The organism is Actinoplanes sp. NPDC049598, from assembly GCF_040675435.1.
Taxonomy (GTDB): Bacteria; Actinomycetota; Actinomycetes; order Mycobacteriales; family Micromonosporaceae; genus Actinoplanes.
The window spans coordinates 896,471-921,592 of sequence record NZ_JBFAOX010000001.1 but is presented as its reverse complement, the minus strand read 5'-3'; the positions used below and the strand labels follow the sequence as shown (position 1 = coordinate 921,592).

Below are 25,122 nucleotides of genomic sequence, written 5' to 3'. Positions count from 1 at the left end.
TGGAAAGGGCCATAACCGTGGATCTAGTGTGTCTCCCATGACGTCGTTCGCAGTGGTGGGGTCGGGCTGGCGGGCCGAGATGTTCTGGCGGCTGGCGGCGGCGCTGCCCGACGTCGAGTGCCTCGGGGCCGTGGTCCGTACGCCTCGTGAGCTGCCCGTTCCCACCTTCGGCGGGCTGGACGAGATCCGGCCCGACTTCGTGGTCACCGCCGTGCCGTGGGAGGCCAACCCGGGCGTGATCCTGGAGGCGGTCGAGCGGGGCCTGCCCGTGCTGGCCGAGACGCCGCCGGCGCCGGACGAGGCCAAGCTGCGGGCGCTGTGGCAGCTCACCGGCGACACCGGCCTGGTCCAGGTGGCCGAGCAGTACCTGATGGTCCCCGCGCACGCGGCCCGGCTGCAGGCGGTGCGCGACGGGCTGATCGGCGAGCCGACCCAGGTCCAGGTCTCCTCGACCCACATGTACCACGCGGTGTCGCTGATCCGCGGCTACCTCGGGCAGGGCCGGGGCCCGGTCACCGTACGGGCCTCGCGCACCACCGCCCCGCTGGTCGACCCCCTGACCCGGGCCGGCTGGACCGACTCGGCGGAACCGCGGCCGGCCGTCACCACGATCGCCACCCTCGACTTCGGCGACGGGCGGTCCGGGCTGTACGACTTCACCGACAACCAGTGGCACAACCAGCTCCGCTTCCGCCGGATCCTGGTCCGCGGCACCCACGGGGAGCTGCGCGACGACGAGATCGTCCGGCTGGCCGGGCCGCGCACCATCGTGCGGACGCCGCTGGTGCGCCGGCAGACCGGATACGACCTCGACCTGGACGACTTCGACACCGACACCATCGCGTTCGGCGAGCGGGTACTCTTCCGCAACCCCTTCCCCGGGCGCCGCTGGAACGACGAGGAGATCGCCATCGCCACCCTGCTGCAGCGCATGGCCGCCTGGGTGCGCGGGGACGGCCCGCCGCCGTACCCGCTGGCCGACGGCGCCCACGACCACCTGGTCGCGCTGGCGATCGAAGAGGCCGCGGACAGTGGTGAGACGGTGGCTGTTGACGCCCCTCCGTGGATTTAAGCTAAGACCTCGCCACCCGCACCCGATGGGACGCGGGACGGGGCAAGCCGGCCGTCCCGCGGAGCCGATCGGAGGGCGGATGACGATGCGAGCCGCTCGCGTGGGGTTCTGTGCGTGGATTGTCGCGTTGATGGCGGTTTATTACGCCTTCCCGGACAGCCACCTCTACACCTGGGCCCTGCTCGGCTACTCCAGCGCCGCCGTCGTGCTGCTCGGCGCCCGGCGCAACCGACCCGGCCGGCGGCTTCCGTGGTACCTCATCTCGGCCGCGCTGGCCTTCTTCACCACCGGCGACACCTGGTACAACCTGATCCTCGCGTTCGGCCGCGAACCGCGCTTCCCCGGCCTCGCCGACCTGTTCTACCTGCTCGTCTACCCGCTGCTGACCGGTGGGTTCCTGCTGTTCGTGCGCTACCGGGGCACCGGCAGCAACCGGGCCGCGCTGCTCGACGCGCTCGTGCCCACCGTCGGCCTCGGCCTGCTCTCGTGGGTCTACTGGATCGCACCGTTCACCCGCTCGCACGACCTGTCGCTGCTGGAGAAGCTGGTCTCGATCGGCTACCCCCTCGGCGACGTCCTCGCGCTGGCCATGACCCTGCGCATGCTGACCGGCCCGGGCCGGCGGCCGCGGGCGCTGACCGCGATCGGCGTCGCCACCGTCGGCCTGCTCGTCTCGGACGTCTTCTACGGCCAGTCCCAGCTCAACAGCGACTGGACGCTGGGCGGGCCGGTCGACCTGGGCTGGATCGTCTTCTACGCCGTCATGGGCTACACGGCCCTGATGCCGTCCATGCGCGAGCTCACCGAAGAGCTTCCCCCGCAGGCCGGTACGGACCTGGGCACCCGCCGCATCGTCTGGATGGCCGCGGCCGCGCTGATCGCGCCGGTCGTGCTCTACATCGAGTGGATGAACGGCCAGGAGGTCGAGGCGGCCCGGCAGGGTGTCGTCGACGCGCCGGTCATCGCGGGCGCCGCCGCCCTGATGTTCCTGCTCGTGCTGGCCCGGGTCAACGGCCTCGCGAGCGCCCAGCGGCAGGCCCGGGCCCGGGAGCGGGCGCTGCGCCAGGCCGGCGCGATGCTGTTCTCGGCCGCCACCGAGCAGGACGCGGCCCGCGCGGTCCGGGACGCCGTGGCCACGCTCATGCCGCCCGACAAGCCGTACCGCCTCAGCCTGACCGCGAACGCCGGCGAGGTCCCGCACGTGCCGGGCCTCCGGCTGATCACCGCCGAGCAGCTTCCGGCCGGGGTGCCCTCGCACGGCTTCGACCACTTCCTGTACGCGACGATGCCGCTGCCGGGCACCGGCCGGCTCGGCGCCGGTCTGCTCGGCGGCGACGGCGCCGTGCTGCGCGAGCTGCTGCCCTCGTTCGAGGCGTACCTGGCCCAGATCGAGGTCGTGATGCAGCGCATCGGCCTGACCGGCGAGGTCAACCGCCGCGAGAGCGAGGCCTACTTCCGCACGCTCATCCAGAACGCGACCGACGTCATCCTCATCGTCGGCGACGACGACCTGATCCGCTACGCCAGCCCGTCCGCGGCCACCGTGCTCGGCCACCCCGACCTCGAGGGCACCCCGCTCTCGGCGCTGATCGCGGTCGGCCACCATGACGCCATGCACGAGATCCTCGGCTTCCTGCGCGACGGCCAGAGCGAGCTCGACGCGCCGGACCTGGCCGTGCTGCGCGCCGACGGCTCCCTGCTGCAGGTCGAGTGCACCGGGCGGGACCTGCGCGACGATCCGACCGTCCGCGGGGTCGTGCTGACCGTGCGCGACGTGACCGAGCGCCGGCGCCTCGAGCAGGACCTGTCCCACCTGGCCTTCCACGACGGCCTGACCGGGCTGGCCAACCGGGTGCTGTTCCGCCAGCGGCTCGACGAGGCGTTCGCCGCCGCCGCCGAGTCCGGACTGGAGATCGGCGTGCTCTTCGTCGACCTCGACGACTTCAAGGAGGTCAACGACACCCTCGGGCACGCGGTCGGCGACGACCTGCTCGTCGCGGTGGCGAAGCGCATCGACGAGACCATCGGCACCACCGGCACCGCGGCCCGGATGGGCGGCGACGAGTTCGCCATCCTGATCGGCGACGACGCCGAGGCCGTGGCCGCCCGCCTCGTCGAGGCCCTGGCCGTGCCGGTCGAGGTCGGCGACGGCCTCGGCGGCACCCACATCGTCAGCGGCGCGGCCAGCGTGGGCGTGGCCACCAGCGACGGCGCCGACGCCCCGACCGAGCTCCTGCGCCACGCCGACCTCGCCCTCTACCAGGCCAAGGGGGCCGACAAGGGCACCTGGCAGCGGTACCGCCCCGAGCTGCACACCGAGATGGTGCAGCGCCTGGAGACCCGGGCCGCCCTGCACGAGGCGATCGACGCCCACCAGCTCCGGGTCATGTACCAGCCCATCGTCGACCTGCGCACCGGCGAGATCGTCGCGGTCGAGTCGCTGGTCCGCTGGCAGCACCCGAGCCGGGGGCTGCTCGGCCCGTACCACTTCATCGAGGTGGCCGAGGAGAGCGGCGCCATCGTCCAGATCGGCGGCTGGGTCCTGCGCGAGGCCCTGGCCCAGCTGGCGGCCTGGAAGGCGGCCGACCCGGCGATGACCCTGCGCTACGTCAGCGTGAACGTCTCGGCCCGCCAGTTCCGTACCCCCGGCTTCGTCGACCAGGTGCGCCGGGCCATCACCGAGGCCGGCGCCAAACCCGAATGGCTGCTCCTGGAGATCACCGAGAGCCTGCTGCTGCGCGACGCCGACCAGGTCGCGGCCGACCTGCGGGCCCTGCGGGCCCTGGGCGTGCGGATCGCCATCGACGACTTCGGCACGGGCTACTCGTCGCTGAGCTACCTGCGGCAGATGCCGGTCGACGTTCTCAAGGTCGACAAGTCGTTCATCGACGAGATCGTCGGCAGCGAGCAGCAGCGGGCCCTCGTCGACGCGATCGTCACCCTCGCCCGCAACCTCAACCTGGCCGTGGTGGCCGAGGGCATCGAGGACGCCGGGCAGCGGGCCGCGCTGATCGAGATGGACTGCCCGTACGGACAGGGCTACCACTTCGCCAAGCCGGTCTGGCCGAACGAGATCCCGGCCCTGGCCCACGACGCCCAGACGTTGGTGGCGTCCCCGGCCCGAGGGTAATACCGGTTAATCGCTGGCGGTCATGGGCCGCCACAGGGCAGGGTCGAGGCGTGCTGGAGAATCCCGTGTGGGCCGCCCTCTCCGGGCCGCAGGCCTGCTTCGCCGAGGCGTCCGGGGACGCCGCCCGCTATCAGCCCGACGTCTCGCCGTTCTGCGCGGTGGCCGACTTCGACGACCCGGCCGCCTGGGCCGATCTGGCCGAACTGACCGACAAGGCGTTCCTGACCGGCCCGAAGATCACGCCACCGGACGGCTGGGAGCCGCACCGGGTGGTGACCGGCGCGCAGATGGTCGGCCACGGCATGACCGGCGTGCCCGACGAGGAGGCGGTGGTCCTCGGCGAGACCGACGTGCCCGAGATCCTCGACCTGGTCGAGCGGGCCCAGCCCGGGCCGTTCGGCAAGCGCACCGTCGAGCTCGGCCGCTACCTGGGCCTGCGGCACGAGGGCCGGCTGGTCGCCATGGCCGGCGAGCGCCTGCAGACCCCCGGCTGGACGGAGGTCAGCGCCGTCTGCACCGACCCCGCCTTCCGCGGCCGCGGCCTCGGCGCCCGCCTCACCATGGCCGTCGCGGCCGGCATCCTCGACCGCGGCGACCTGCCGTTCCTGCACGTCACCGCGGAGAACGAGGGCGCCATCCGGCTCTACGAGCGGCTCGGCTTCCAGGTCAGCCACCAGGTGCAGTTCGCGTCCTTCACTCGCCGAGCGCACCCTCGGGGTCCGGCTTAGCGCCGCCCGAGTCGGCGAAGCGGTCCTTGAGGTCGCCGATCTGCTGGAGCACGTCGGCGAGCTCGCCGCGCACCTTCTCCAGCCGGTTCTGCTCGTCATGCGGCAGACCGCCGCCGTGGTCGTGGCTGACCAGGGTCGACTCGGTCTCCTCGAGCTCCTCGCGCCGGGTGTGCAGGCGGTTCAGCTCGGTGGCGTACTCGGTCTGGGAGATCTTCTCTGGCTGCATGACGGATCGTTTCCCCAGAACCGCGCGGGGCGACACGCGACGCGCGCCACAGTCAGCTTTCAGCTTTTCAACAGCTGCAGGGTGCGGTCGTCGGGGCCGTCGTAGAGGTGGTCCAGCACCGCTTGGAACGGGGCCGGCTCGGCCGCTGCCTCCGCGAACAATGTCATTGACGAGCGGAGCTTGAGGTCGTCGGGATAACCGAAGATCGATGCCGCCGTCTGATCCGTATTTTTCAGGATTTCCGCGCACTCTTTGAGGCGGGCGCCCAGGATCGGGTGCTGGAGATAGGCGCGGGCCTCGGCCAGATCCCTGATCGCGTAGTGCTGGGCGGTCGAACTCGACCCCAGGCCGGCCAGCTGCGGGAAGACGAACCACATCCAATGGGTGCGCTTCCGGCCCGCGGCCAGCTCGGCCCGTGCGGTCTCGTAGACGCCGTCGCCCTGCGCCTGGACGAATCGGTCGAGGCTCATGACGCCTTGCGGTCGGCTCGCTTGTTGGCCTTCTGGATCGCGTCGACCAGTTCGGCCTTGGTCATCCGCGACCGGCCCGAGATCTCGAGCTTCCGGGCCACCTGGAGCAGGTGCTCCTTGCTGGCGTTGGCGTCGACCCCGCCCTTGGCCTCGGCCTTCGTGCCCCGGCCTCCGGCCGCCTTGGCGTCGCTCGGGCCCTTCTTCGCCTTGGGCTCCCAGTGGTCGCCGACCTTCTCGAACGAGTGCTTGACGGCGGAGAACGCGGTGCGGTGGGCCCGCTCCCCCTCGCCGTACTGCTCGACCGCCGAGTCGTGGGTCGCGGCGAACGTGTCCTGTGCTTTCTTCGGCGAGCGCTTCAGCGTCGCCGGCATCTCCTCACGCGCTGGCATGTGTTGGCAGTTCCCGGCACACAAGGTCGCAAACCGTCCTACGGTGAAGTGTGCCGGACGGACAACTCTGGACGTACATCGGGCTGCTGGGGCTCAGCGGCCTCGTGCTGCTCGCCCTGGCCGTGGCCGGTCTCGGTCAGTCCGGGTTCCTGCGCGGGGTGGATGCGCTGCTCGGGCTCGGCTTCCTCGGCTACGGCGGCTACCTCGCGATCACCCGGCCGGACGACCTGTTCACGTTCTACTACGTCTTCGCGCTGCCCGTGCTCGCCGTGATCTACGCGATGGTCTGCCTGCGGCGGGTGGTGAAGCTGCGGCGGCTCGCCGCCAGGTTCACCCCGGATCCGTACGCGGGTGAGACCGGCGACGCCCATACGGACCGCCAGCCGTTCCCGGCCGCCCCCGGCCCGATCGACCCGTCCGCCCCGCGGACGGCCGCGGCGGCCCCGCCGGCGGCCAACAAGCCGGAACGCCGCGGGCCGATGCCGTCCGGCCTGCCCGCCCGGCCCACGACCGAACCGGACCGCCCGGGCCGCCCCTCCGGTCTGCCCGACGCCGCGTCGCCCTCGTCATCACCGTCGCCCTCGTCGTCCCCCTCATCTTCGCCGCCCACCTCGTCCTCGTCCCCCTCATCTTCGCCGCCCACCTCGTCCTCGTCCCCCTCATCTTCGCCGCCCACCTCGTCCTCGTCGGCCCCCTCACCCTTGCCGTCCCCTTCGTACTCGCCGGCACCGAACCTCGCGTCCGCACTGCCGCCCTCACCTCCGCCGAACCCTCAGGCCGCTCTTCCGAGGACTGTGCCGCCGCCGGGCAGCCCCTACCCGCCGCGCCTGATCCCGCCCTCCGGGCGACCCGAGCTCGAACCGCCGGACTACTCGGGCCGGCACTCGGCGGGACCGCCCAGCGACCGGCAGGACGCGACCGAGCGGTTCCCCCACACGCCCGGATACGTCCCCCGCTCGTACGGCAACCGCCCCGCCGATGACCGCCCCTCCGGCGGACGGCACCGCGCCGCGGACTCCGACGAGTCGACCCCGCGCTGAGATTTCCGCCCGGGCGGTGACCGATGGCAGATTGGTCGCCATGGACTACCGCCGGACCTTCCGCGCCGCCGCCGTCACCTTCGTCGACCTCGTCTCCCGGGTGCCCGCCGGCCGCTGGGACGCGCCCGGCCTCGGCGAGTGGACCCTGCGCGAGCTGGTCGCCCACACGGCCGGCTCCGCCCTGCGCCAGGTGCCCGGCGTGCTCACCGCCTCCGCCGCCTCGGCCGAAGTCATCTCCCCCGAGGCCTACTGGACGTACGCCCGTTCGGTGCCCGCCGAGGTGTACGCCGCCGCCGTGGCCGCCTCGACCGAGCTCGCCCGCGCCTCGGCCCGTGACCTGGGCGACGACCCGGCCGGGCTGATCGGCGAACTGGCCGGCCGGGCCACCCAGGCCCTGGCCGCCGTCGGCGACGACGACGTGGTCTCCACGCCGGTCGGCGGCATGCGCGTGCGCGACTGGCTGCCCACCCGCACCTTCGAGTTGGTGGTGCACGGTCTCGACGTGGCGGCCGCCGCCGAGGTGCCGGTCGCCTTCCCGGACGGCGCCGTCACCGAGACCACCGTGCAGGCGGCCCGGATCGCGGCCGCCGTCGGCGAGGGCCCCGCGGTACTCTTCGCTCTCACCGGCCGTGCGCCCCTGCCGAAGGGATTCTCCGTCCTCTGATGTCCACCGAAACGTTCGCCCTGGCCGGCCGCCGCGTGGTCCTGTTCGCCGGCATCTACGCCGCCCTGACCGTGCTCGTCCACGTGGTCACCCTGGCCGCCTCGGCCGCCCTCCGCAGCGGCGCCGCCGACCCGAACGACGTCGGCACCCAGGCCTCGGTGCTGCTCTTCGGCAGCGTCACCGGCCTGATCGCCCTGGTCTGCGTCCTGGTCCTGCTCATCTCGACCATCGTCTGGGCGGTGACGGCCCAGCGCCTAGGCGCCGGCTTGACGGCGTACGCCTCGGTGTCGCTCTTCGCCGTCCTGACCGCCCTCGCCTACGTCCTGCCCCAGCGGATGCCCACGGTCGCCACCATCGTCGGCACCAACCTGGCCCTGCGCCTGACCGCCGCCGCCCTCCTGATCGCCGGCGTCCTGACCGTCCGCGCCCGCATCCGCCGCACCACCGGCGAGCCCACCCTGGGTGCCCGCCGGCCCCTGGTCACCGCCGACGACTGGGACGCCTCCAAGTGGGACCCCACCGTCATGAACGAGATCGACCGCCGCCGCCGCTCATAGCGCCCACCGCTCGCCGCGCCCCGCCACGCGGCGTTCTTGGCCTCTACTCGCTCCGGGCTCCGGGCTCCATGATTTACCCGCGGTCCACTCGTTCCTTTTCTTCGAAGTAGGCCCGCAGCCGATCCGCGTAAGGCCACCGCTCCTCGGCCGCCATGAACTCCGGATAGGGCGCCGCGCCGTAGAGATCGTCCCCGTGATACCGCGGAAAGACGTGCACGTGATAGTGCCAGGCATCCTGGTTCCCACCCGGCTCGTTGTGCTGCCGAACCGACGTCCCGTCGCATTCGTAGACCAGCTTGAGCGCGACCGCACACTCCTGCACCAGATCGTGCACCGCATGCCCGTATTCGCTCGGCAGCTCATACAGGTTCTCGTGGTGCGCGTCGGGCACCACCAGCAGATGCCCATGATTCCCCGGCCACCACCGCGGCGACACGAACGCCGTGGCCCGCCCGTTCCGCCGCACCACATCCCGCTGCGTGTTGATCCGCCGCGCGTCCTCACCCCCACCCACCAGCCGGCAGAACGGGCACACATACCCGTCAGGCTCATGCTCGAACACGCCACGCCCCCATATAGACAGTGGCAGGACCCTACAGCCGCCTTCGACCATGGCCATGACGGGTACTGCAGCCGGCCACGCTGCACCGCCGCCCCAGACCGCATGCGCCCGACAGCCCGGAACCCCGCTCGGCGGCGGTGTTGGCCACCCGCCCAGAGTGCCGGGCCGCGATCGCGGCTCCAGCTACTGGTGCCGGCGCCCGTCCCTGTGCCGGTGCCGCTGCCCGTGCCCGTCCCTGTGCCGGTGCCGCTGCCCGTGCCCGTCCCTGTGCCGGTGCCGCTGCCCGTGCCCGTCCCTGTGCCGGTGCCGCTGCCCGTGCCCGTCCCTGTGCCCGTCCCTGTGCCGGTGCCTGTGCCGGTGCCTGTGCCTGTGCCCGTCCCTGTGCCGGTGCCGGTGCCTGTGCCTGTGCCTGTGCCTGTGCCTGTGCCTGTGCCGAGACAACGCCGGTGCCGGTGCCGAGGTCGAGCGCCGCGCATGGGGCGTCGCGCCTGATCTCCCCATGCTCGGGAAGTCGGCAGAGCCGTCCCTCGGTGCGACCCACTTCTCGCCGCGAACGCGCTACGAGCCCCCAAGGCGGTGTGCAGATGCTGCTGCGAACACCATGATCGATCTTGTCGGAAGGTGCCGTTACCGTGGTGCGGTGATCGACCTGCAGGTGCGTGCGGAGTCCGGCCGGATCGTGGCGCGTGCGCGTGGCTTCGAGTGGACTCAAGAGGTCATCGATCTCGATCCCGCAGTGTTTCCGATGCTGGCCGGGTTGTGCGCCTATCTCGACACGATTTTCAACCAGCGTCAGATACCCATCCTGCTGGCGGAGTTGGAGCGGCTCCCGGCTGGATCGATCCCGGAATCCGCTCGAGCCGACGTCAACCGGCTCGCGGCTCTGGTCGAGAAAGGTCAACATCTGTACCTGTGGTTCTGCGGCGACTAATCGCATTGGTTGAGATGCCGCGCGATCTGCCGGGAGCCGGTGCCCCGCGTCAAAGGTTCATGGACCAGAGCATGACGAGCGCCGCCGCAGCGCAAACCGCTCGGCCCCAGCCCGGCCGTCTTTGCGCCGGCGCATGAGTGAGTCAACCGCCTGCTTGAGACTGCTCGGGGTGGGAGCGTGACCACTCACGCAGGCCGCCCGGGTGGGGTGAGCGTTGTGGGCGCGCAGCGCCCTGCTCGCCCCGCCCGGGCCTCGACGGGAGTGACGGTCTGTACCCCACTACCAACCACCCCACCGCCGCCCTTGACAGGACTGAAGGCTGTCTCCCCGCTACGACGTGAGGTTGACTCTCGCTTTCGGGCCGGCCTTACGCCGAGGTTCGCCCTGTCAGTAGCGGCACCTCAGGACGACCATGGTGTGGCCGTTCACTTCGTATTGGCCGCCGGCTTTGGTGGTTTTGCGGCGGGCGGCCAGGAGGGGGTCGGCGGTGTTGACGACGACTTCCCAGGTGCGGCCGAATTGGCGGTCGGGGAGGGTGAAGGCGACGCGTTCCTCGAGGGGGTTGAACAGGATGAGGAACGAGTCGTCGGTGATGAGCTCGCCCAGGGCGTCGCGTTCCGGAATGCCGTGGCCGTTGAGGAAGACGGTCATTGTCATGCCGCTGCGGGTGTTCCAGTCGGCCTCGGTCATCGGCTGGCCGTCGCGGCGCAGCCAGGCGATGTCGGGGGTCTTGTCGTCGGTCACCGGGTCGCCGGTGAAGAAACGGCGGCGGCGGAAGATCGGGTGCTTGGCCCGCAATTCCAGCAGGCGGCTGGTGAAGCCGGTCAGGATGTCCTGGTTGCGCGCGTCCTCCCAGTCGACCCAGGCGATTTCGTTGTCCTGGCAGTAGACATTGTTGTTGCCGCCCTGGGTGCGGCCCAGCTCGTCGCCGTGGGCGATCATCGGGACGCCCTGGCTGAGCAGGAGCGTGGCCAGGAAATTGCGCTTCTGGCGTTCCCGCAGGGCGACGATCTCGGCGTCGTCGGTCGGGCCCTCGACGCCGCAGTTCCAGGAGCGGTTGTGGCTTTCGCCGTCGCGGTTCTGCTCGCCGTTGGCGTCGTTGTGCTTCTCGTTGTACGACACCAGGTCGTTGAGCGTGAAGCCGTCGTGCGCCGTCACGAAGTTGATGGACGCGATCGGGCGCCGGCCGTCGATCTCGTACAGGTCGGAACTGCCGGTGAAACGCGACGCGAACTCGCCCAGGCTCGACGGCTCGCCCCGCCAGAAATCGCGCACCGAATCGCGGTAACGGCCGTTCCACTCGGTCCACAGGGGCGGGAACCCGCCGACCTGATAGCCGCCGTCGCCGACGTCCCACGGCTCGGCGATCAGCTTGACCTGCGAGACCACCGGATCCTGGTTGACCAGGTCGAAGAACGCGGCCAGCCGGTCCACCGCGTGGAACTCCCGGGCCAGCGCCGCCGCCAGGTCGAAGCGGAAACCGTCGACATGCATTTCCGTCACCCAATAGCGCAGCGAGTCCATGATGAGCCGCAGCGACTCATGATGGCGCACGTTCAGGCTGTTCCCGGTGCCGGTGGTGTCGTAGTAGTACTGCTTCTGGTCGTCGACGAGCCGGTAGTAGGCCGGGTTGTCGATGCCGCGGAAGGACAGGGTCGGCCCGAGGTGGTTGCCCTCGGCGGTGTGGTTGTAGACCACGTCGAGGATGACCTCGATGCCGGCCTGGTGCAGCGCCTTCACCATCGACTTGAACTCCTGCACCTGGCCGCCGTGCCCGTCGAAGGACGCGTAACCGTTGTGCGGCGCGAAGAAGCCGATGGTGTTGTAGCCCCAGTAATTGGTCAGGCCTCGGTCGATCAGCGTGCTGTCGTGCACGAACTGATGCACCGGCATCAATTCGACAGCGGTGATGCCGAGCTTCTGCAGGTACTTGATCATCGCGGGGTGGGCCAGCCCCGAATAGGTGCCCCGGACGTCCTCGGGGATGTCCGGGTGCCGCTGCGTCATGCCCTTGACGTGGGCCTCGTAGATGACCGTCTGGTGGAACGGAATCTTCAGCGGCCGGTCGTTGCCCCAGTCGAAGAACGGGTTGATGACGACCGACTTCTGCGCGTACGGGGCCGAGTCCTCGTCGTTGACCGAGTCCGGTTCGCCGAAATTGTACGAGAACAGCGCCTGGTTCCAGTCGTTGCGCCCGTCGATCGCCTTGGCATAGGGGTCGAGCAGCAGCTTGTTCGGATTGCAGCGCAGCCCGTTCGCGGGGTCGTACGGCCCGTGCACGCGGTATCCGTACCGCTGCCCCGGGACCACCCGGGGCAGATAGCCGTGCCAGACCAGCGCTTCCCGCTCCGGCAGATCGATCCGCGTCTCCACGCCGTCGTCGTCGAAGAGACAGAGCTCGACCCGCTCGGCCACCTCCGAGAACAGCGCGAAATTGGTGCCCCCGCCGTCGTACGTCGCGCCCAGCGGGTAGGGGTTCCCGGGCCAGATTTTCATGCCGCTCTGCTTCCCCGATCCGCCCCTGCTGAATCTGTGGTCTTTCAAACCTCTGATGCCGCCCCTGACCGGCCGTCTCTCCCGCGGGGGACCGTGGTGACGCGGCTGGACGGAACGCTCACTCCATCACAACGACGTGAGTGAATGGGGGCGCTTCCCTCAAAGTGCCCCAGATCACATCGGCCCGGCTCCGGTCGCCCGCCGTTCCCCGCCCGCGCACGGCCGTGAGCCCGCCGCAGAGCGCCGCGCGGCTCCGTCACGTACAGCCCTGAAGCAGTCATGCGTTCGGCAAGCACAGCCAAGCGTGTGCGTGACGCGCCCGGGCCCGCCCGCCACCGGCGGTGTCTACGGTGGCCGCATGCCTGAGCTGATCGCCCCGACCACCCGGCTGCACGCCGCGTTCCTCGACTGCCGCGACGAGTGGGGCCCGGGCCTGCACGAGGACGGCTTCGGTCTCGGCCCCGGTGACGACGTCGACTCGCCCGGCGGCTTCGCGGCCTGGGTGCGGGACCGGCTTCGCCTGGCCCACCCGGCCGGCGCCCCGTGCCCGCCCGAACGCCACGCCACCAACCGCTGGATCGTCGAGGACGGCCGCGTCCTGGGCGGCATCGCGCTGCGCCATCTCTACGACGACCGCCTCGGGCAGATCGGCTACGGCATCCGCCCGTCGGCCCGCCGCCGCGGCGTGGCGTCCTGGGCCCTGGCCGAGATGCTGACGGAGGCCCGCGCCGTCCTGACCGCTGACCGCGTCCTCATCCCCTGTCTGGCCGGCAACCTCGCCTCGGCCCGCACCATCGAACGCAACGGCGGCGTCCTCGAGGAGATCCGCGACACCGAGCACGGCCCCGTCCGCCGCTACTGGATCGACCTGGGCCGCTCGTGATCTCAGTCGTCCTGCTGGACCTCGACGGGACCCTGCTCGACTACTCCGACGACGACTGGCGCGCCACAGTCCGGGCCACCTGCGCCGGTGTGGCCGCGGCGGTGCCGGGCATCGACGCGGGGGCGCTCGCGGTGACGTACGAACGGGTCTGCCTCGCCCATTGGCGAACAGCCGAATCCGCGGTGATGCTTGCGCCGAGCGGATCCCCGCACGGCCATGACATCTGGCGGGAGCATTGGCACGAGGCCCTCGCCTCACACGGCCACGACGACGAGGCGCTGGTCGAGCTGGCCTTCGACCTGTACCGGCGCGACCGGCTGAGCCGCTACCGCCTGTACGCCGACGTCCCGGCCGCCCTGGCCACCCTGCGCGACCACGTCGACGCGCTGGCCGTCGTGACCAACGGCCCCGCCGACACCCAGCACGAGAAGCTGACCGCCACCGGCCTCACCGCCCACCTCGATCTGGTCGTCACGTCCGGCGAGACCGGGCACGCCAAACCCGCCGCGGAGGTCTTCCACCACACCCTGCGCGAACTGGGCGCCCCGCCGAGCGCCGCCTGGCACATCGGCGACAGCTTGGTCAGCGACGTCGCCGGCGCCCACAACGCCGCCTTGGCGGCCGCGGTCTGGATCGACCGCTTGACCGACTCACCCGCGCCCGCCGGGGTGTACCGCGTCCGCTCGCTCACCGCCGTACCGGCCCTGCTGCCATGAACCAACCGCGACCCACCGCCCACCGCGGGCCGCCCGCCGGCAACCGCGCGCCGCCACACCGGAGCAGCTCCCACCCGCCCAACCCGTCACCCCGAGCCTGCCCGTGTCGCCCGCTGCGCCGGCTCCACCCGCCCAACCCGTCACCCCGAGCCTGCCCGTGTCGCCCGCTGCGCCGGCTCGGTCCGCCCAACCCGTCACCCCGAGCCTGCCCGTGTCGCCCGCTGCGCCGGCTCCGTCCGCCCAACCCCACCCTCCGGGCCTGTCCGCGGCGGCTTTCGCGCCTCACCCGCAGCAACCCCTCCCGGCAGTGCGGCCTGAGGGACCGCGGGCGCCGGTCTCAGACGCTGCGGCGTTTGAGGGTGTCGGACCAGCCGGGGAGGTCCGTGGCGGCACGCTCGGGCGGGCCCACGTAATCGGCGGAAGGGCGGATGATCTTGTTCAGGCGCTTCTGCTCGAGGATGTGGGCGCTCCAGCCGGCCGTCCGGGCGCAGGTGAAGACCGAGGCCAGCAGGTCGGCCGGGACCTCGGCGAAGTCGAGGACGATGGCGGCCCAGAACTCGACGTTGGTGGCCAGGACGCGGTCGGGCTTGCGTTCGCGGAGCTCGGCCAGGGCGGCCCGCTCCAGCTCCAGCGCGACCTCGTAGCGGGGCGCGCCCAGCTCGCGGGCGGTGTCCCGCAGGATGGTGGCCCGCGGGTCCTCGGCCCGGTAGATGGCGTGGCCGAAACCCATCAGCCGGTTGCCACTGTCAAGCACCTGTTTGACATAGCGCCTCGCGTCCTGGCCCTGCTCAACCGCCTCGACCATGCCGAGCGCCCGCGCCGGCGCCCCGCCGTGCAGCGGCCCGGAGAGCGCGGCGACCGCCGCGGAGAGGCAAGCCCCGACGTCCGCTCCGGTGCTGGCCACGACGCGGGCGGTGAAGGTCGAGGCGTTCATGCCGTGCTCGGCCGCGCAGACCCAGTACCGGTCGATCGCCGCCACGTGCCGCGGATCCGGCTCACCCCGCCACCGGATCATGAACCGCTCGGTGACGTCCCGGCCCTCGTCGACCAGCCGCTGCGGCACCGGGGCCAAATCGCCCCGGGCCGAGACCGCGACCTGATCGAGCATCTCGGCCGAGACTAGCGCCAGATCCGCGCGGGCCTGTGCGTGGTCGATGTCGATCAGCGGCCGCAGACCGGAGCGGGCGGCCAGCACCGCGGCCCGCGCCTGCACGTCCACGCGCGCGTCGCCGGTCCGCTGACCCGGTGTCGCGGCGGTCCTGGACGGCGCGGTCCGCGGCGGCGCTGGTGTGGCGGCGGTCCGGGACGGCGCAGTCCGCGGCGGCGCCGGTGTGGCGGCGGCCTGGGGTGATGTCAGCGGACGGGTGAAGTCGCCGTCGGTGAGCAGGCCCCAGACGTCGCCGAAGCCGACGACGCCGGCGAGGGAATGGACGTCGACACCGCGGTAGCGGAGTGCGCCGCCGTCTCGGTCGGGCTCGGCGATCTCGGTGTCGAAAGCGACGACACCGGCCAGTCCTGGGTTCACAGTCAGCATGCGTCTCACCATGCGGCCCGTACATCTTGACGTCAATGTTGATCCAGTCAACATGAGAGGATCTGCACATGGACACGTTGACGACCGAACAAGTCGCCGAACGGCTCGGCGTCAAGCCCGCGACCGTCTATGCGTACGTCAGTCGGGGCCTGCTGCGCAGCGTGCGAAACGGCGACGGCAAGGTGAGTCTGTTCGCCCGGGCCGACGTGGACGCGTTCGAGGCCAAGCGCAAGGGCCGCGCGACGCCGAGCATCCAGACCGGGATCACGCTGATCACCGACGGCGGCCTGTACTACCGGGGCCGCGACGCCGTCGACCTCGCCGCCACCGTCAGCTTCGAGTCGGTCGCCAATCTGCTGTGGACCGGCGAGCCCGAGCACACCGATCTCCTGGCCCCGGTGGACCTGCTCGAGCTGGCCACCGCGGTCACCGCTCCCCTGCCCGCCGCGGCCCGCCACACCGACCGCCTCCGCGTGATCGTCGCCGCGGCCGCCGCCGCCGACCCTCTTCGTTTCGACATCACCCCGGCCTCGGTCGTCAGCACCGGGCGAACCCTGCTCGCGACCATGGTCGCCGCCCTGCCCACCGCCACCGCCATGCCATATCTCGCCGGCCCCTTCTCGCGATCGCCCGGCCGCCACTGGGATGCGGCCGCGACATCGTCCGGCGCCGATGCCGAGGGCGGGAATGACATCGGGCGGTCCGGCGCGGGGAGTACGAGGACGCTCGGCGCCGAATCGGTGGATGGCTGGGAGGTCACCGTCGTGGGTGCCCGGCGGGGCGGAGGCGTTGTCCGTTCGCCGCTGGCGGCCGCTTTGTGGAAGCGGCTGACCGGCAACCCGGGGACGCCGGCCGATCATGCGGTCCTCAATGCCGCGCTGGTGCTGCTGGCCGACCACGACATCGCCGCGTCGACGCTGGCGGCGCGGGTTGCCGCGTCGACCCGGGCCCATCCGTACGCGGTGGTCGGGGCCGGGCTGGCGGCGCTGGACGGGCCCCTGCACGGGGCGGCCAGCGGGCTGGCGTACGAGCTGCTGGCCGACGCCCTGTCGCGGCGCGACTCGGTCGAGGCGGTCGCCAGCCGTCTGCGGGCGGGCGAGACGATCCCCGGTTTCGGGCACCGGCTCTACCCGGCGGGCGACCCGCGCGCCAAGCTCCTGCTCGACCTGCTCGACGACGGGCCGGCCGCCATCCGCGCCGAGGAGATCGCCGAGGCGATGTGGGACCGCTCCGGCGTCCACCCCAACGTCGACCTCGCGCTCGCCGCCCTCGCTCTGGACAGCGGGATGCCGGCCGACGCCGGCGAGACCATCTTCGCCATCGCCCGCACGGCCGGGTGGCTCGCTCACGCCCTCGAGGAGTACGGCGACAGGCCGTCCCGCTTCCGCCCGTCCGGCCGCTACGCCGGCCGTCCACCGGCGTGACCGCAACTCAGCTGAGCCGACGTCTTCGCCCGACGGCCCGAGCTACGACGGTGCTGGGGCCAGGTGGCCGAGCATGCGGACTGAGCTGTCGACGGTGTTGAAGCCGCGGGGAAGCATGGTCTGCTCGTAGGCGGATACGGCGGCGAGGAGCGGCTTTTCGGAGAGCAGCTCGGCGGCCAAGGTGGCGGCGTCCTGCAGGGCGGTGTTGGCGCCGACGCCGCCGGCCGGGGGCATGGTGTGGATGGCGTCGCCGAGCACGGTCACCGGGACGGTGGGCCAGGGGGTGACGCGGGCGCCGGCGCGGATGGTGATCGGGAAGAACGAGGTGGGGTCGGCGGCGGCGAAGAGCTGGTGGACGGCGGGATGCCAGGCAGTGGGGGCGTTCAGGCAGATCTGCCTCAGCTCGGATGACTCGGTGGGGAGTGGGGCGAGCCGGGACGTCGGCGCCACCAGAGTTGTCATCAGGTAGTCGGGTGTGCCGGTGGGGGTGCGGAACTGCACGGGGGCGAAGCCGGCGCCGTAGCCGTTGGCGCCGGCGACCCAGCAGAAGCCGCGGTCGAAGTCGGCGGGCAGGGTGGCGCCGTCCAGCGGCATCCGGCCGTACAGGCAGGTCAGGCCGAGATCCCGCAGCGTGGCATCGGGGACGAGCCGGCGGCGCACGGCCGAGCCGACGCCGTCCGCGCCGACCAGCAGGTCGCCCTCGTCAAAGCCCCCGCCCTCGAACGAGACCCGCACCCGGCCCGCGGCGGTCAGCTCGTAGCCGCTCACGGCCCGCCCGAAGGTGACATCGAGTCCGGTCAGCAGGCCCCGGCGGAACGTGTCCCGGTCCACATTGGTGATCTCGGAGGCGGGCAGATCGGGGAAGACCTGGGCCGACATCTCCACGAGGTCCTGCGTGTAGAAGGCCACCCGGTCGCCCAGGGCGCCGCTGGTGTCGCGGACGAGATCGAGGATCGAAGGGGGCAGGCAGGCGCGCAACGCGGCGTTGCCGTTCTGGTCGATGTGGAGGCGGTAACCCTGCTGACGGCTGTGCGGGGCGGGGTCGCGCTCGTACACGGCGACGTCCAGGCCGCCCTGGCGCAGGGCGTGGGCGAGGGCGAGACCGCCGATGCCGGCGCCGGCTATGAGAATTCGCATGACCTGACGGTATCAACCGCATGCTTGATCTTGTCAAGCAGATGGTTGATTGGCTCATGCGTACAATCAGCGGCGTGCCAGGTCCCCGCAGGTCACCCAAGCCGCAAGAGCGTCAGCGCGACCCGGAGCGCACGCGCCAGAAGATCCTCGATGCCGCGGCCCAGGAATTCGCGGCGCACGGGTTCGCGGGCGCGCGCATCCGGGCGATCGCCGAGCGCGCCGGCGTCAACCAGCAGCTGCTGTCGTACTACTTCGACGGCAAGGAGGGCCTGTTCCGGGCCATGAACGAGCAGTGGGGGCGCCGGCAGGCGGAGATCTCCGAGCCGGGCACTCCCCTGCCCGAGCAGCTGCGCCGCTACGTGCGGGAGAACCTCGACAACCCCGAGGGCGTACGGATGCTCGCGTGGAGCGGCCTGCAGTACGCCGGCGGCCGCGACGGCGACGACCCCGGCCGCGAGGCCCGGACCGCGATGCTCGAGAACGGCGTCCGGCAGATCGCCGAGCGGCTCGGCGACGACAACCCCGACGTCGACCCGAACTGCCTGCTGATCATGCTGATGGCCGCCGCCATGGCCCCCACCACGATGCCCCAGGTGATCGCGGGACTCTGCCGGACCGATCCGCGGGACCCCGAGTTCCTCGACCACTACGCCGAGCAGGTGGCCCTCCTCGCCCAGAGCCTGGACCTCGGCCCCGAAGAGGCACACACCCGAGCCTGAAGCAGGCGCGGCCGGGCGTCTGCAAAGGTAGGTGGCATGTCGAATGATCTGCCGCTTCTCGAGGCCCTGCACACCACGCCGGCTCGGCGCTACCTGTCGGCCGAGCCGATCAGTGACGAGATCGTGCGGGCGATCCTCGACGCCGCGATCCGGGGGCCCAGCGGGGGCAACCGGCAGGGCTGGGCCTGGATCGTCGTGCGCGATGCCGCGGTCAAGAAGCGGATCGCCGGCTGGTACCGGGAGGGCTGGGAGGCGAGTTACGGGTCGCGGCGGGAGGAGATCCTCGACAGCGATGACCCGTACGGCATGAGCGCGGCCGGCTTCCGCGCCGCCGACCACCTCGCCAACCACCTGGAGGAGGCGCCGGTCTGGGTCTTCCCGGTGCTGCTGGGGGCGGCCGCGAGCAAGAATCCGCGGCTGGGCTCGTCCATCTACGGGGCCGTGCAGCAATTGATGCTGGCCGCGCGGGCGTACGGCATCGGGTCGACCCTGACCACCCTCTACATGGGGCACGAGGCGGACGTTCGGCAGTTGCTCGGTCTTCCGGAGGACGCCCTGACCATGGCGCTGATCCCGCTCGGCTACCCGGCCCGCGGCAAGTGGTCCCAGCCGAAGCGGCGGCCTCTGGAGGAGGTCGTGTTCCACGAGCGCTACCGTACGGAGTCATGACGTACGTCAAGAGCATCACCTTCGACTGCCAGGACGCGCTCGTCGTCGCCCGGTTCTGGGCGGAGGTTCTCGGCGGGGAACTCGACGAGGATTCGACCAGCGACAAGGCGTTCGTCGAGGCGCCCGGCTGGGGCGGGCCCAACCTGTGGTTCCAGCGGGTGCCCGAGCCCAAGACGGGCAAGCTGCGCATGCATTTCGACCTGCGCGCGGCCGACATCCCGGCCGAGCGCAAACGGCTCGAGGGGCTCGGCGCCACGTTCGCCTGGGAGGTCAACGGCCTGATCGTGATGCGCGACCCGGAGGGCAACGAGTTCTGCGTGGAGAACTAAAGAGGGCGCGGCGGCAGCCGATATCCGTGGTCACAAGACCGCCGATATAGGAGGACCCACGGATGGGTCAGACGACGCTGCGCGCCATGCCGGTGCGCGAGGACCACTGGAAACCCCAGGACCGGATCTACGAGGGGATCCTGGAACGCTGCGTCGCCAACGCGGAGGACGACGAGGCCCGCGACGGCACACCGGAGATGATGGCGGGCGCGCTGATCATCGTCGTGCTGTTCCTGATCATCATGGCGGGCGCGAACAACGTGACCGCGGCCCTGATCGTCTGCGGGATCCTGGGCGGGGCGGGCTTCCTCTACATCGTGAGCGCGTCCAGGCCGGGCAAGGGCAGCCGCGCCCACGCGCTGAACGGCATCGGCGGCCCGGGCCGGCTCCCGGCCGGCTACCTGGTGCACCCGACGGCGTGGGAGGCCGGCCTGGCCGAGCAAGTGGCCGGGGTGCCGGAGTCGCAGCTGCTGGCCGCCTCGCGGATGTGCCACATCTTCCCGGGCACGGTCGACGACCTGATCAACTTCGTCGGTCACGTCGCCATCCACGTGCCGGTGACCCGCGCCCAGACCCCGGACGACGTGCAGCGGCGCGCCAAGGAGCTGGTCCGGATCGGCCTGCCGATCGTCGTGGACTACGCCAAGAGCGCGCCGCCGCTGCCCGTGCCGGGCGAGCCCGGCGGCAAGAAGGGCAAGAAGAAGAAGTGACCTTTTCGCCCGCCCGCGCCCGAGTGGGCGCGGGCGGAGGGGTCCGCTCACGCGGCGAGCGCCGCGTACCGGCCGCCGCCCTCGAGCAGGGCGGAGTGGGTGCCGGATTCCAGGATCCGGCCGTGGTCGACGACCGCGATCTGGTCGGCGTCGCGGATCGTCGACAGCCGGTGCGCGATGGTCACCGTGGTCCGGCCCCGCGACAGCTCGTCGAAAGCCTTCTGCACGGCGCGCTCGGTCTCGTTGTCGAGCGCGCTCGTGGCCTCGTCGAGCACGAGGATCCGCGGGTCGCGCAGGAGCGTCCGGGCGATGGCGATCCGCTGCTTCTCCCCGCCGGAGAAGCGGTGGCCGCGGGAGCCGACCATCGTGTCGTAGCCGTCGGGCAGCGCGCCGATCACGTCGTGGATCTGCGCGGCCCGGGCCGCGGCCTCGATCTGGGCGTCGGTCGCGTCCGGCTTGGCGTACCGCAGGTTCTCCCGCACGGTGGTGTGCAGCAGGTACGTCTCCTGGCTGACCACGCCCACGGTCGCGGCGAGGTCGGCGAAGGACAGGTCGCGCAGGTCGACGCCGTCGATGGTGATCCGGCCCGCGGTCGGGTCGTAGAGACGGGCGATCAGGGCGGCCAGGGTGCTCTTGCCGCTGCCGGTCTCCCCGACCAGGGCGAGTGAGGTGCCGGCGGGAACGTCGAGATTGACGCCCGCGATGGCGGCCGCCGTGCTGCCCGCGTACTGGAAGGTGACGTCCTCGAAGCGCAAGTGGCCGCGCGGGGCCGTCAGCCGCACGGGCGTGGCCGGCTCCTCGACCTCGACCTTCAGGTCGAGATATTCGAAGATGCGGGCGAACAGCGCGAGCGAGCTGGTGACCGTGACCTGCACGTTGAGCAGGCCCATGAGCGGGCGGAAGATGCTCGACTGCAGCGCGGTGAACGCGACCAGGGTGCCGATGCTCATCGAGCCGGCGGTGAACGGCAGGCCCGCGGCGAGGTAGATGACGGCCGGGATGGCGGCGAAGACGATGCTCATGGAGGCCATCCGCCAGCGGCCGGCCAGCTCGGAGCGCAGCTCGAGGTCAATCAAACGGCTGGATGACTGTGTGAAGCGCTCGACCTGAGCCGGACCGGTGCCCATCGTCTTGGACAGCTGGACGCCGCCGATCGACAGGCCCTCCTCGATGATCACGTTGAGGTCGGCCAGCTCGCGCTGGCGCTGGGCGGTGATGGCGCGGCGCATGGTCGCGACGCGGCGCGTCAGCCAGACGGCCGGCGGCAGCACGACCAGCGTGACCAGCGACAGCTGCCAGCTCAGGGCGGCCATGGCGACCGCGGTGGCGACCACGGTGGTGAGGTTGGAGGCGATCGAGGTGGCGGTGGAGGTGACCACCGACTCCATGCCGCCGATGTCGTTGGTGATGCGGGACTGCACTTCGCCGGTACGGGTCCTGGTGAAGAACCCGATCGACTGCCGCTGCAGGTGGGCGAAGACGTCGACGCGCAGCCGGTGCATGACCTTCTGGCCGACCGCGGTCGAGATCCAGGTCTGCACCACGCCGAGGGCCGAGGTGACCGCGGCGACCACGACCATGCCGATCACGAGCCAGACCAGCAGCCGGATGTCGCTGTGCGGCAGCGCGACGTCGATGACCTCGCGCAGCAGGAACGGGGAGGCCAGGCCCACGACGGACGAGGCGACGAGGGTCAGGACGACCACGGCCAGCGGCCAGCGGTGTCCGGTGAACAGGGCGCCGATGCGGCGCAGGGAGACGTTCTTGGCCTGCGCGATCTCGGCCTGGGTGAGCTTCTTGCCGCGTCCGCGGCCTTCGGTTGGGCTTTCCAAGTGCGACCTACTCTCCACGGGAATGATTACTGAGGTTACCTCAACATGAGGCTACAACGGTAATCGCTGGTACGGTATTCCCGTGCAAGAGGAGGAGAGCCTGTCCGACGCCTTCTGGGCGGTGGCGCGCCAGCTGCGGCATCGGACGAAGGTCGCGCTGGAGCCGTGGGACCTGTCCCCGTCCCAGGGCCGGGCCCTGACCGTGCTGGCCCGCCACGGCGATCTCCGGCTGAGCAGCGTGGCCGAGCATTTGCGGATCGCTCCGCGCTCGGCCACCGAGGTGGTCGACGATCTGCAGCAGCGCGGCCTGGTGGAGCGGCGGCCCGACCCGGACGACCGGCGAGCCGTGCTGGTCACGTTGACCTCGCACGGCACGGCGGTCACCACCGAGATCCAGGCGGCCCGGCAGGCGGCGAGCGCGCGGCTGTTCGCCGTCCTCGACCCGGCCGACCGTCAGGACCTGCTGCGCGTCCTGGGCAAGCTGCGCGACGACACCTGACGTACGCAGGCCGCGGCCCCGGCCAGGGAGAAGACGCCGATCAGCAGCGGCATCGGCACGTCGGCCCCGCCCAGCCGGACCAGCACGGCGAGGATGATCATGGTGACCAGGCTGACCCCGACGGTCACGCCGGCCACGTGAGCCACGACGCCCCGCGGCGGGACGACACCACCGGCCGGGATCCGCAGCGACTCCGCGAACTCGTCGCACACGCGCACCAGCGAGCCGGCGTCGGTGATCTTCCGTTCGGCCGCGCCGAGACGGCGCAGCTCGGCCAGCGCGGCCTGATGGCCGGGCTCGAGATTCACAGCCTTGCCGTACGCCTCGCGCGCGCTCAACGGCCGTCCGGCGGCGAACAGAGCCATGCCGTATGCGACCTGCAGATCCGCGTCGTAGTGGGCGAACTCGGCGTGCGCGGCCAGCAGCACCTCGGCCTCGGCGACCCGGCCCGCGGCCAGCAGCGCCCGCCCGTGCCGCTCGGCCAGCCGCGGATTGCCCGGGTCCTCCTGCCCGGCCACGGTGGCCGCGTTGATGGCCAGCTCGTGCCGGCCCAGCGCCGTGTAGGCGGCGCTCACCCAGTACAGGGCGTCCACCGCACCCGGCCGCAGGCCGAGCGCGGCCCGTGCCGCCTCGAGGGCCTCACCGGGACGCCCCAGCGCCAGGTGGGCCCGGGCCAGCAGCAGCCAGGCGCCGGCGTTGCCCGGCTCGGCCCCCACTACGGGCGCCAACAGGGACGCGGCCTGCCCGGCACGACCGCTGACAAGCAGGTCACCGGCACGGTCGAGGAGAAGTTCGGTACGCACACCAGACGAGATCGGTGGCGCCCGGGTCCCGCTGGAGTACCCCCGGGGTGCGGTCAGGGAGCCACGGCCCGCCCGAGCCGGCCGGCCGGGGCGCGGCGGGGGCGCCAGGTGGCGACGAGGGCGGCGGCCAGCAGGAGCTCGGCGATGTCGCCGCCGTAGTACATGAGCTCGGCCCCGGCCCGGCGGTCGGCGGCCGGCACGGGCAGGTCGACCAGGCCCGCGTAGATCAGCTGGGACAGGACCGCATGGAAGGCGATGGCCACGCCCAGCACCACCAGGCGGGCCGGGACCGGCGGGCGGTTCGGGGCGGGGTCGGGGCCGGCGATCACCCAGGCGAAGAGGTAACCGGCGAGCAGGAAGTGCACGTGCACGAGCAGGTGCGGGCCGGCCGAGCGGGTGACTGTTTCATACAGAGGAGTGAGCAACAGCAAGGCGAGCCCACCGAGGTTCAGGGTCAGCGCGACCAGCGGGTGGGAGATGACGTGGACGTACGGGTTCCGCAGCAGCCGGCCGGCGAAGCGGCCGGCCGGGCGGGGCAGCGTACGGAGCAGGAGCGTGACCGGCGCACCCAGGACGAGCCCCAGCGGGCCGAGCATGCCGATGAGCAGATGTTGCAGCATGTGCGTGCCGAAATCGGCGCCCGGCAAGGCGAAACCGGCAACCAGCAGCGTGCAACCAGTCAGGAAGAACGCGGTGCGCCACCACGGGAACCGGGCGACCGTGGCCAGCGCCTCGTAGCCGATCGCGGCCAGCAGCAGCAACAGGCCGATGTCGAGGTGGTGGACGTGGCTCACGCGCGTTCGAGCACCCGGGCGTTGCGCTGCACGAGCCAGCCCACCCCGATCAGCACCGCCCCGAAGGCCAGGAAGGCGAGGTCCCATGCGAGCTGATGCGGCCCCGAGCGGACGTGGTGGATGCCGAGGAGCTGATGGTCGATCAGCCCCTCGACCAGGTTGAAGAGGCCCCAGCCGACCAGGATCCAGCCCCACAGCGCCCGCGACCCCCACATGCGGCCCCGGCCGGCGGTCACCCGCGAGTACAGCAAACCGAGCCCGATCAGGACGGCCAGCCAGGTGAAGGTGTGGAACACCCCGTCCCACAACGTGTTCATGCGCAGACCGTCTACTGTGTCCGGTGAGTAGTACTTGACGCCCACGCGGTCGGTGTCCGTGCTCGTCAACAGGTGATGCCACTGCAGCAGCTGGTGCAGCAGGATGCCGTCGACGAACCCGCCGAGGCCGACGCCGAGCACGATTCCGGGGAGAGTGAGTTTCACGCGGGGCGCATACCCCGGGCTCTTCGCGATATGCGGCGGCCCGCCCGCGTGAAAGTGGCGCAGACCACGGCGCGGGGGCTCAACCGGCGCGCAGGGCCGCCGATCTAGGCGGTTGCAAATGTGGAGCGAAAGGAATCGCCATGAGCATGCGCATCGGCCCCTCCCCCTGGGCCACCCACGCAACGCTGGTTCACCTGCGCAAGGACTGCCTGCAACTGACCACGGACGTCGTGGCGGGCGCCGACAAGAAGGTCATCGCCGCCGACCGGGCGGCCGTCATGGACAGCCGCCGCACCCTGCAGAGTCACCTCGATGTCACTGTGTAA

General features: G+C 71.6%; 27 protein-coding genes. 16 read left to right on the top strand and 11 right to left on the bottom strand.

Features of this window, described 5'->3' with window-relative positions; translation table 11 throughout:
* Window positions 1-37 precede the first annotated feature (37 nt).
* The 3 genes from AB0J66_RS04510 to AB0J66_RS04500 all read left to right on the top strand — a co-directional run bounded on the left by AB0J66_RS04510 (window position 38) and on the right by AB0J66_RS04500 (window position 4,930).
* A complete protein-coding gene (locus AB0J66_RS04510; RefSeq protein WP_364655599.1) occupies window positions 38-1,072 on the top strand; it encodes a gfo/Idh/MocA family oxidoreductase in 1,035 nt (344 codons plus the stop codon).
* Between the two features lie 130 nt (window positions 1,073-1,202).
* On the top strand, window positions 1,203-4,202 hold the full coding sequence (locus AB0J66_RS04505) for an EAL domain-containing protein (RefSeq protein WP_364655598.1): 3,000 nt from the start codon (window positions 1,203-1,205) through the stop codon (window positions 4,200-4,202).
* Between the two features lie 50 nt (window positions 4,203-4,252).
* Window positions 4,253-4,930: a GNAT family N-acetyltransferase gene (locus AB0J66_RS04500; RefSeq protein WP_364655597.1), complete on the top strand. Its 678-nt coding sequence runs from the start codon at window positions 4,253-4,255 to the stop codon at window positions 4,928-4,930.
* On the opposite strand, the gene AB0J66_RS04495 is transcribed toward AB0J66_RS04500, so the two are convergent.
* From AB0J66_RS04495 to AB0J66_RS04485, 3 genes are read right to left on the bottom strand one after another with little or no spacing between them, the layout of a single operon-like run.
* A complete protein-coding gene (locus tag AB0J66_RS04495; protein ID WP_364655595.1) occupies window positions 4,896-5,156 on the bottom strand; it encodes a hypothetical protein in 261 nt (86 codons plus the stop codon). The two genes, AB0J66_RS04500 and AB0J66_RS04495, sit on opposite strands and share 35 nt — an antisense overlap.
* A gap of 59 nt (window positions 5,157-5,215) precedes the next feature.
* The gene (locus tag AB0J66_RS04490) at window positions 5,216-5,626 is read right to left on the bottom strand and encodes a DUF1810 domain-containing protein (RefSeq protein WP_364655593.1); all 411 of its coding nucleotides are present in this window, start codon (window positions 5,624-5,626) and stop codon (window positions 5,216-5,218) included.
* The gene (locus AB0J66_RS04485) at window positions 5,623-6,015 is read right to left on the bottom strand and encodes a ChaB family protein (RefSeq protein WP_364655592.1); all 393 of its coding nucleotides are present in this window, start codon (window positions 6,013-6,015) and stop codon (window positions 5,623-5,625) included. The genes AB0J66_RS04490 and AB0J66_RS04485 overlap by 4 nt, the downstream gene beginning before the upstream one ends.
* 50 nt (window positions 6,016-6,065) lie before the next feature.
* Between AB0J66_RS04485 and AB0J66_RS04480 the strand changes: the two genes are divergently transcribed.
* The 3 genes from AB0J66_RS04480 to AB0J66_RS04470 are packed head-to-tail and all read left to right on the top strand — an operon-like array spanning window position 6,066 to window position 8,276.
* Entirely contained in the window at window positions 6,066-7,055 is a 990-nt protein-coding gene (locus AB0J66_RS04480) for a hypothetical protein (RefSeq protein WP_364655590.1), read from the top strand.
* Window positions 7,056-7,095: 40 nt separating this feature from the next.
* Entirely contained in the window at window positions 7,096-7,719 is a 624-nt protein-coding gene (locus AB0J66_RS04475) for a maleylpyruvate isomerase N-terminal domain-containing protein (protein WP_364655588.1), read from the top strand.
* Window positions 7,719-8,276: a hypothetical protein gene (locus tag AB0J66_RS04470; RefSeq protein WP_364655586.1), complete on the top strand. Its 558-nt coding sequence runs from the start codon at window positions 7,719-7,721 to the stop codon at window positions 8,274-8,276. The genes AB0J66_RS04475 and AB0J66_RS04470 overlap by 1 nt, the downstream gene beginning before the upstream one ends.
* Before the next feature lie 73 nt (window positions 8,277-8,349).
* Here the strand turns inward: AB0J66_RS04470 and AB0J66_RS04465 are convergent, their stop codons facing one another.
* Window positions 8,350-8,895, bottom strand: coding sequence for an HIT family protein (locus AB0J66_RS04465; protein WP_364655585.1), 546 nt, complete (start codon window positions 8,893-8,895; stop codon window positions 8,350-8,352).
* A 583-nt stretch (window positions 8,896-9,478) separates the two neighbouring features.
* Here AB0J66_RS04465 and AB0J66_RS04460 point away from each other — a divergent pair.
* A complete protein-coding gene (locus AB0J66_RS04460) occupies window positions 9,479-9,769 on the top strand; it encodes a hypothetical protein (RefSeq protein WP_364655583.1) in 291 nt (96 codons plus the stop codon).
* A gap of 387 nt (window positions 9,770-10,156) precedes the next feature.
* Here AB0J66_RS04460 and glgX read toward each other — a convergent pair whose 3' ends face one another.
* Window positions 10,157-12,265, bottom strand: a complete 2,109-nt coding sequence (gene glgX / locus AB0J66_RS04455) for a glycogen debranching protein GlgX (protein ID WP_364655582.1) — start codon at window positions 12,263-12,265, stop codon at window positions 10,157-10,159.
* 358 nt (window positions 12,266-12,623) lie between these two features.
* Here glgX and AB0J66_RS04450 point away from each other — a divergent pair, with 358 nt between their 5' ends.
* A complete protein-coding gene (locus AB0J66_RS04450; protein WP_364655580.1) occupies window positions 12,624-13,148 on the top strand; it encodes a GNAT family N-acetyltransferase in 525 nt (174 codons plus the stop codon).
* Complete coding sequence (locus AB0J66_RS04445; RefSeq protein ID WP_364655578.1) at window positions 13,145-13,864, top strand: HAD-IA family hydrolase; 720 nt, start codon at window positions 13,145-13,147, stop codon at window positions 13,862-13,864. The genes AB0J66_RS04450 and AB0J66_RS04445 overlap by 4 nt, the downstream gene beginning before the upstream one ends.
* Before the next feature lie 337 nt (window positions 13,865-14,201).
* On the opposite strand, the gene AB0J66_RS04440 is transcribed toward AB0J66_RS04445, so the two are convergent.
* Window positions 14,202-15,398 carry a citrate synthase 2 gene (locus AB0J66_RS04440; protein ID WP_364655576.1) on the bottom strand — a complete coding sequence of 399 codons (1,197 nt, stop codon included), beginning with the start codon at window positions 15,396-15,398 and terminating at the stop codon, window positions 14,202-14,204.
* A gap of 68 nt (window positions 15,399-15,466) precedes the next feature.
* Here AB0J66_RS04440 and AB0J66_RS04435 point away from each other — a divergent pair, with 68 nt between their 5' ends.
* Window positions 15,467-16,822 carry a citrate synthase gene (locus AB0J66_RS04435; RefSeq protein ID WP_364655574.1) on the top strand — a complete coding sequence of 452 codons (1,356 nt, stop codon included), beginning with the start codon at window positions 15,467-15,469 and terminating at the stop codon, window positions 16,820-16,822.
* Between the two features lie 42 nt (window positions 16,823-16,864).
* Here AB0J66_RS04435 and AB0J66_RS04430 read toward each other — a convergent pair whose 3' ends face one another.
* On the bottom strand, window positions 16,865-17,959 hold the full coding sequence (locus tag AB0J66_RS04430; protein ID WP_364655573.1) for an NAD(P)/FAD-dependent oxidoreductase: 1,095 nt from the start codon (window positions 17,957-17,959) through the stop codon (window positions 16,865-16,867).
* Between the two features lie 74 nt (window positions 17,960-18,033).
* Here AB0J66_RS04430 and AB0J66_RS04425 point away from each other — a divergent pair, with 74 nt between their 5' ends.
* From AB0J66_RS04425 to AB0J66_RS04410, 4 genes are all read left to right on the top strand, one after another.
* The gene (locus AB0J66_RS04425; RefSeq protein WP_364655572.1) at window positions 18,034-18,678 is read left to right on the top strand and encodes a TetR family transcriptional regulator; all 645 of its coding nucleotides are present in this window, start codon (window positions 18,034-18,036) and stop codon (window positions 18,676-18,678) included.
* Window positions 18,679-18,714: 36 nt separating this feature from the next.
* The gene (locus AB0J66_RS04420; protein ID WP_364655570.1) at window positions 18,715-19,347 is read left to right on the top strand and encodes a nitroreductase family protein; all 633 of its coding nucleotides are present in this window, start codon (window positions 18,715-18,717) and stop codon (window positions 19,345-19,347) included.
* Complete coding sequence (locus tag AB0J66_RS04415) at window positions 19,344-19,676, top strand: VOC family protein (protein WP_364655568.1); 333 nt, start codon at window positions 19,344-19,346, stop codon at window positions 19,674-19,676. Before AB0J66_RS04420 ends, AB0J66_RS04415 begins: the two co-directional genes overlap by 4 nt.
* Before the next feature lie 62 nt (window positions 19,677-19,738).
* The gene (locus AB0J66_RS04410; RefSeq protein WP_364655567.1) at window positions 19,739-20,386 is read left to right on the top strand and encodes a hypothetical protein; all 648 of its coding nucleotides are present in this window, start codon (window positions 19,739-19,741) and stop codon (window positions 20,384-20,386) included.
* Window positions 20,387-20,433: 47 nt separating this feature from the next.
* Here AB0J66_RS04410 and AB0J66_RS04405 read toward each other — a convergent pair whose 3' ends face one another.
* On the bottom strand, window positions 20,434-22,218 hold the full coding sequence (locus AB0J66_RS04405; RefSeq protein ID WP_364655565.1) for an ABC transporter ATP-binding protein: 1,785 nt from the start codon (window positions 22,216-22,218) through the stop codon (window positions 20,434-20,436).
* A 76-nt stretch (window positions 22,219-22,294) separates the two neighbouring features.
* Here AB0J66_RS04405 and AB0J66_RS04400 point away from each other — a divergent pair, with 76 nt between their 5' ends.
* On the top strand, window positions 22,295-22,717 hold the full coding sequence (locus tag AB0J66_RS04400; protein WP_364656038.1) for a MarR family winged helix-turn-helix transcriptional regulator: 423 nt from the start codon (window positions 22,295-22,297) through the stop codon (window positions 22,715-22,717).
* Here AB0J66_RS04400 and AB0J66_RS04395 read toward each other — a convergent pair.
* From AB0J66_RS04395 to AB0J66_RS04385, 3 genes are read right to left on the bottom strand one after another with little or no spacing between them, the layout of a single operon-like run.
* Window positions 22,672-23,520, bottom strand: coding sequence for a tetratricopeptide repeat protein (locus AB0J66_RS04395; RefSeq protein ID WP_364655563.1), 849 nt, complete (start codon window positions 23,518-23,520; stop codon window positions 22,672-22,674). The genes AB0J66_RS04400 and AB0J66_RS04395 overlap by 46 nt on opposite strands.
* Before the next feature lie 53 nt (window positions 23,521-23,573).
* Entirely contained in the window at window positions 23,574-24,314 is a 741-nt protein-coding gene (locus AB0J66_RS04390) for a cytochrome c oxidase assembly protein (protein WP_364655561.1), read from the bottom strand.
* Window positions 24,311-24,796: a DUF2243 domain-containing protein gene (locus AB0J66_RS04385; protein ID WP_364655559.1), complete on the bottom strand. Its 486-nt coding sequence runs from the start codon at window positions 24,794-24,796 to the stop codon at window positions 24,311-24,313. The genes AB0J66_RS04390 and AB0J66_RS04385 overlap by 4 nt, the downstream gene beginning before the upstream one ends.
* A gap of 140 nt (window positions 24,797-24,936) precedes the next feature.
* Here AB0J66_RS04385 and AB0J66_RS04380 point away from each other — a divergent pair, with 140 nt between their 5' ends.
* Window positions 24,937-25,122 (top strand): hypothetical protein, encoded by a 186-nt coding sequence (locus AB0J66_RS04380; protein ID WP_364655557.1) that lies wholly within the window; start codon window positions 24,937-24,939, stop codon window positions 25,120-25,122.

Excerpts from the sequence above, each read along its gene's own strand:
- AB0J66_RS04510 (WP_364655599.1), top strand. The coding sequence starts at position 38 with ATGACGTCGTTCGCAGTGGTGGGGTCGGGCTGGCGGGCCGAGATGTTC.
- AB0J66_RS04505 (WP_364655598.1), top strand. The coding sequence starts at position 1,203 with ATGGCGGTTTATTACGCCTTCCCGGACAGCCACCTCTACACCTGGGCC.
- AB0J66_RS04495 (WP_364655595.1), bottom strand. The coding sequence starts at position 5,156 with ATGCAGCCAGAGAAGATCTCCCAGACCGAGTACGCCACCGAGCTGAAC.
- AB0J66_RS04490 (WP_364655593.1), bottom strand. The coding sequence starts at position 5,626 with ATGAGCCTCGACCGATTCGTCCAGGCGCAGGGCGACGGCGTCTACGAG.
- AB0J66_RS04485 (WP_364655592.1), bottom strand. The coding sequence starts at position 6,015 with ATGCCAGCGCGTGAGGAGATGCCGGCGACGCTGAAGCGCTCGCCGAAG.
- AB0J66_RS04475 (WP_364655588.1), top strand. The coding sequence starts at position 7,096 with ATGGACTACCGCCGGACCTTCCGCGCCGCCGCCGTCACCTTCGTCGAC.
- AB0J66_RS04470 (WP_364655586.1), top strand. The coding sequence starts at position 7,719 with ATGTCCACCGAAACGTTCGCCCTGGCCGGCCGCCGCGTGGTCCTGTTC.
- AB0J66_RS04465 (WP_364655585.1), bottom strand. The coding sequence starts at position 8,895 with ATGGCCATGGTCGAAGGCGGCTGTAGGGTCCTGCCACTGTCTATATGG.
- glgX (WP_364655582.1), bottom strand. The coding sequence starts at position 12,265 with ATGAAAATCTGGCCCGGGAACCCCTACCCGCTGGGCGCGACGTACGAC.
- AB0J66_RS04450 (WP_364655580.1), top strand. The coding sequence starts at position 12,624 with ATGCCTGAGCTGATCGCCCCGACCACCCGGCTGCACGCCGCGTTCCTC.
- AB0J66_RS04440 (WP_364655576.1), bottom strand. The coding sequence starts at position 15,398 with ATGCTGACTGTGAACCCAGGACTGGCCGGTGTCGTCGCTTTCGACACC.
- AB0J66_RS04435 (WP_364655574.1), top strand. The coding sequence starts at position 15,467 with ATGGACACGTTGACGACCGAACAAGTCGCCGAACGGCTCGGCGTCAAG.
- AB0J66_RS04430 (WP_364655573.1), bottom strand. The coding sequence starts at position 17,959 with ATGCGAATTCTCATAGCCGGCGCCGGCATCGGCGGTCTCGCCCTCGCC.
- AB0J66_RS04420 (WP_364655570.1), top strand. The coding sequence starts at position 18,715 with ATGTCGAATGATCTGCCGCTTCTCGAGGCCCTGCACACCACGCCGGCT.
- AB0J66_RS04415 (WP_364655568.1), top strand. The coding sequence starts at position 19,344 with ATGACGTACGTCAAGAGCATCACCTTCGACTGCCAGGACGCGCTCGTC.
- AB0J66_RS04410 (WP_364655567.1), top strand. The coding sequence starts at position 19,739 with ATGGGTCAGACGACGCTGCGCGCCATGCCGGTGCGCGAGGACCACTGG.
- AB0J66_RS04380 (WP_364655557.1), top strand. The coding sequence starts at position 24,937 with ATGAGCATGCGCATCGGCCCCTCCCCCTGGGCCACCCACGCAACGCTG.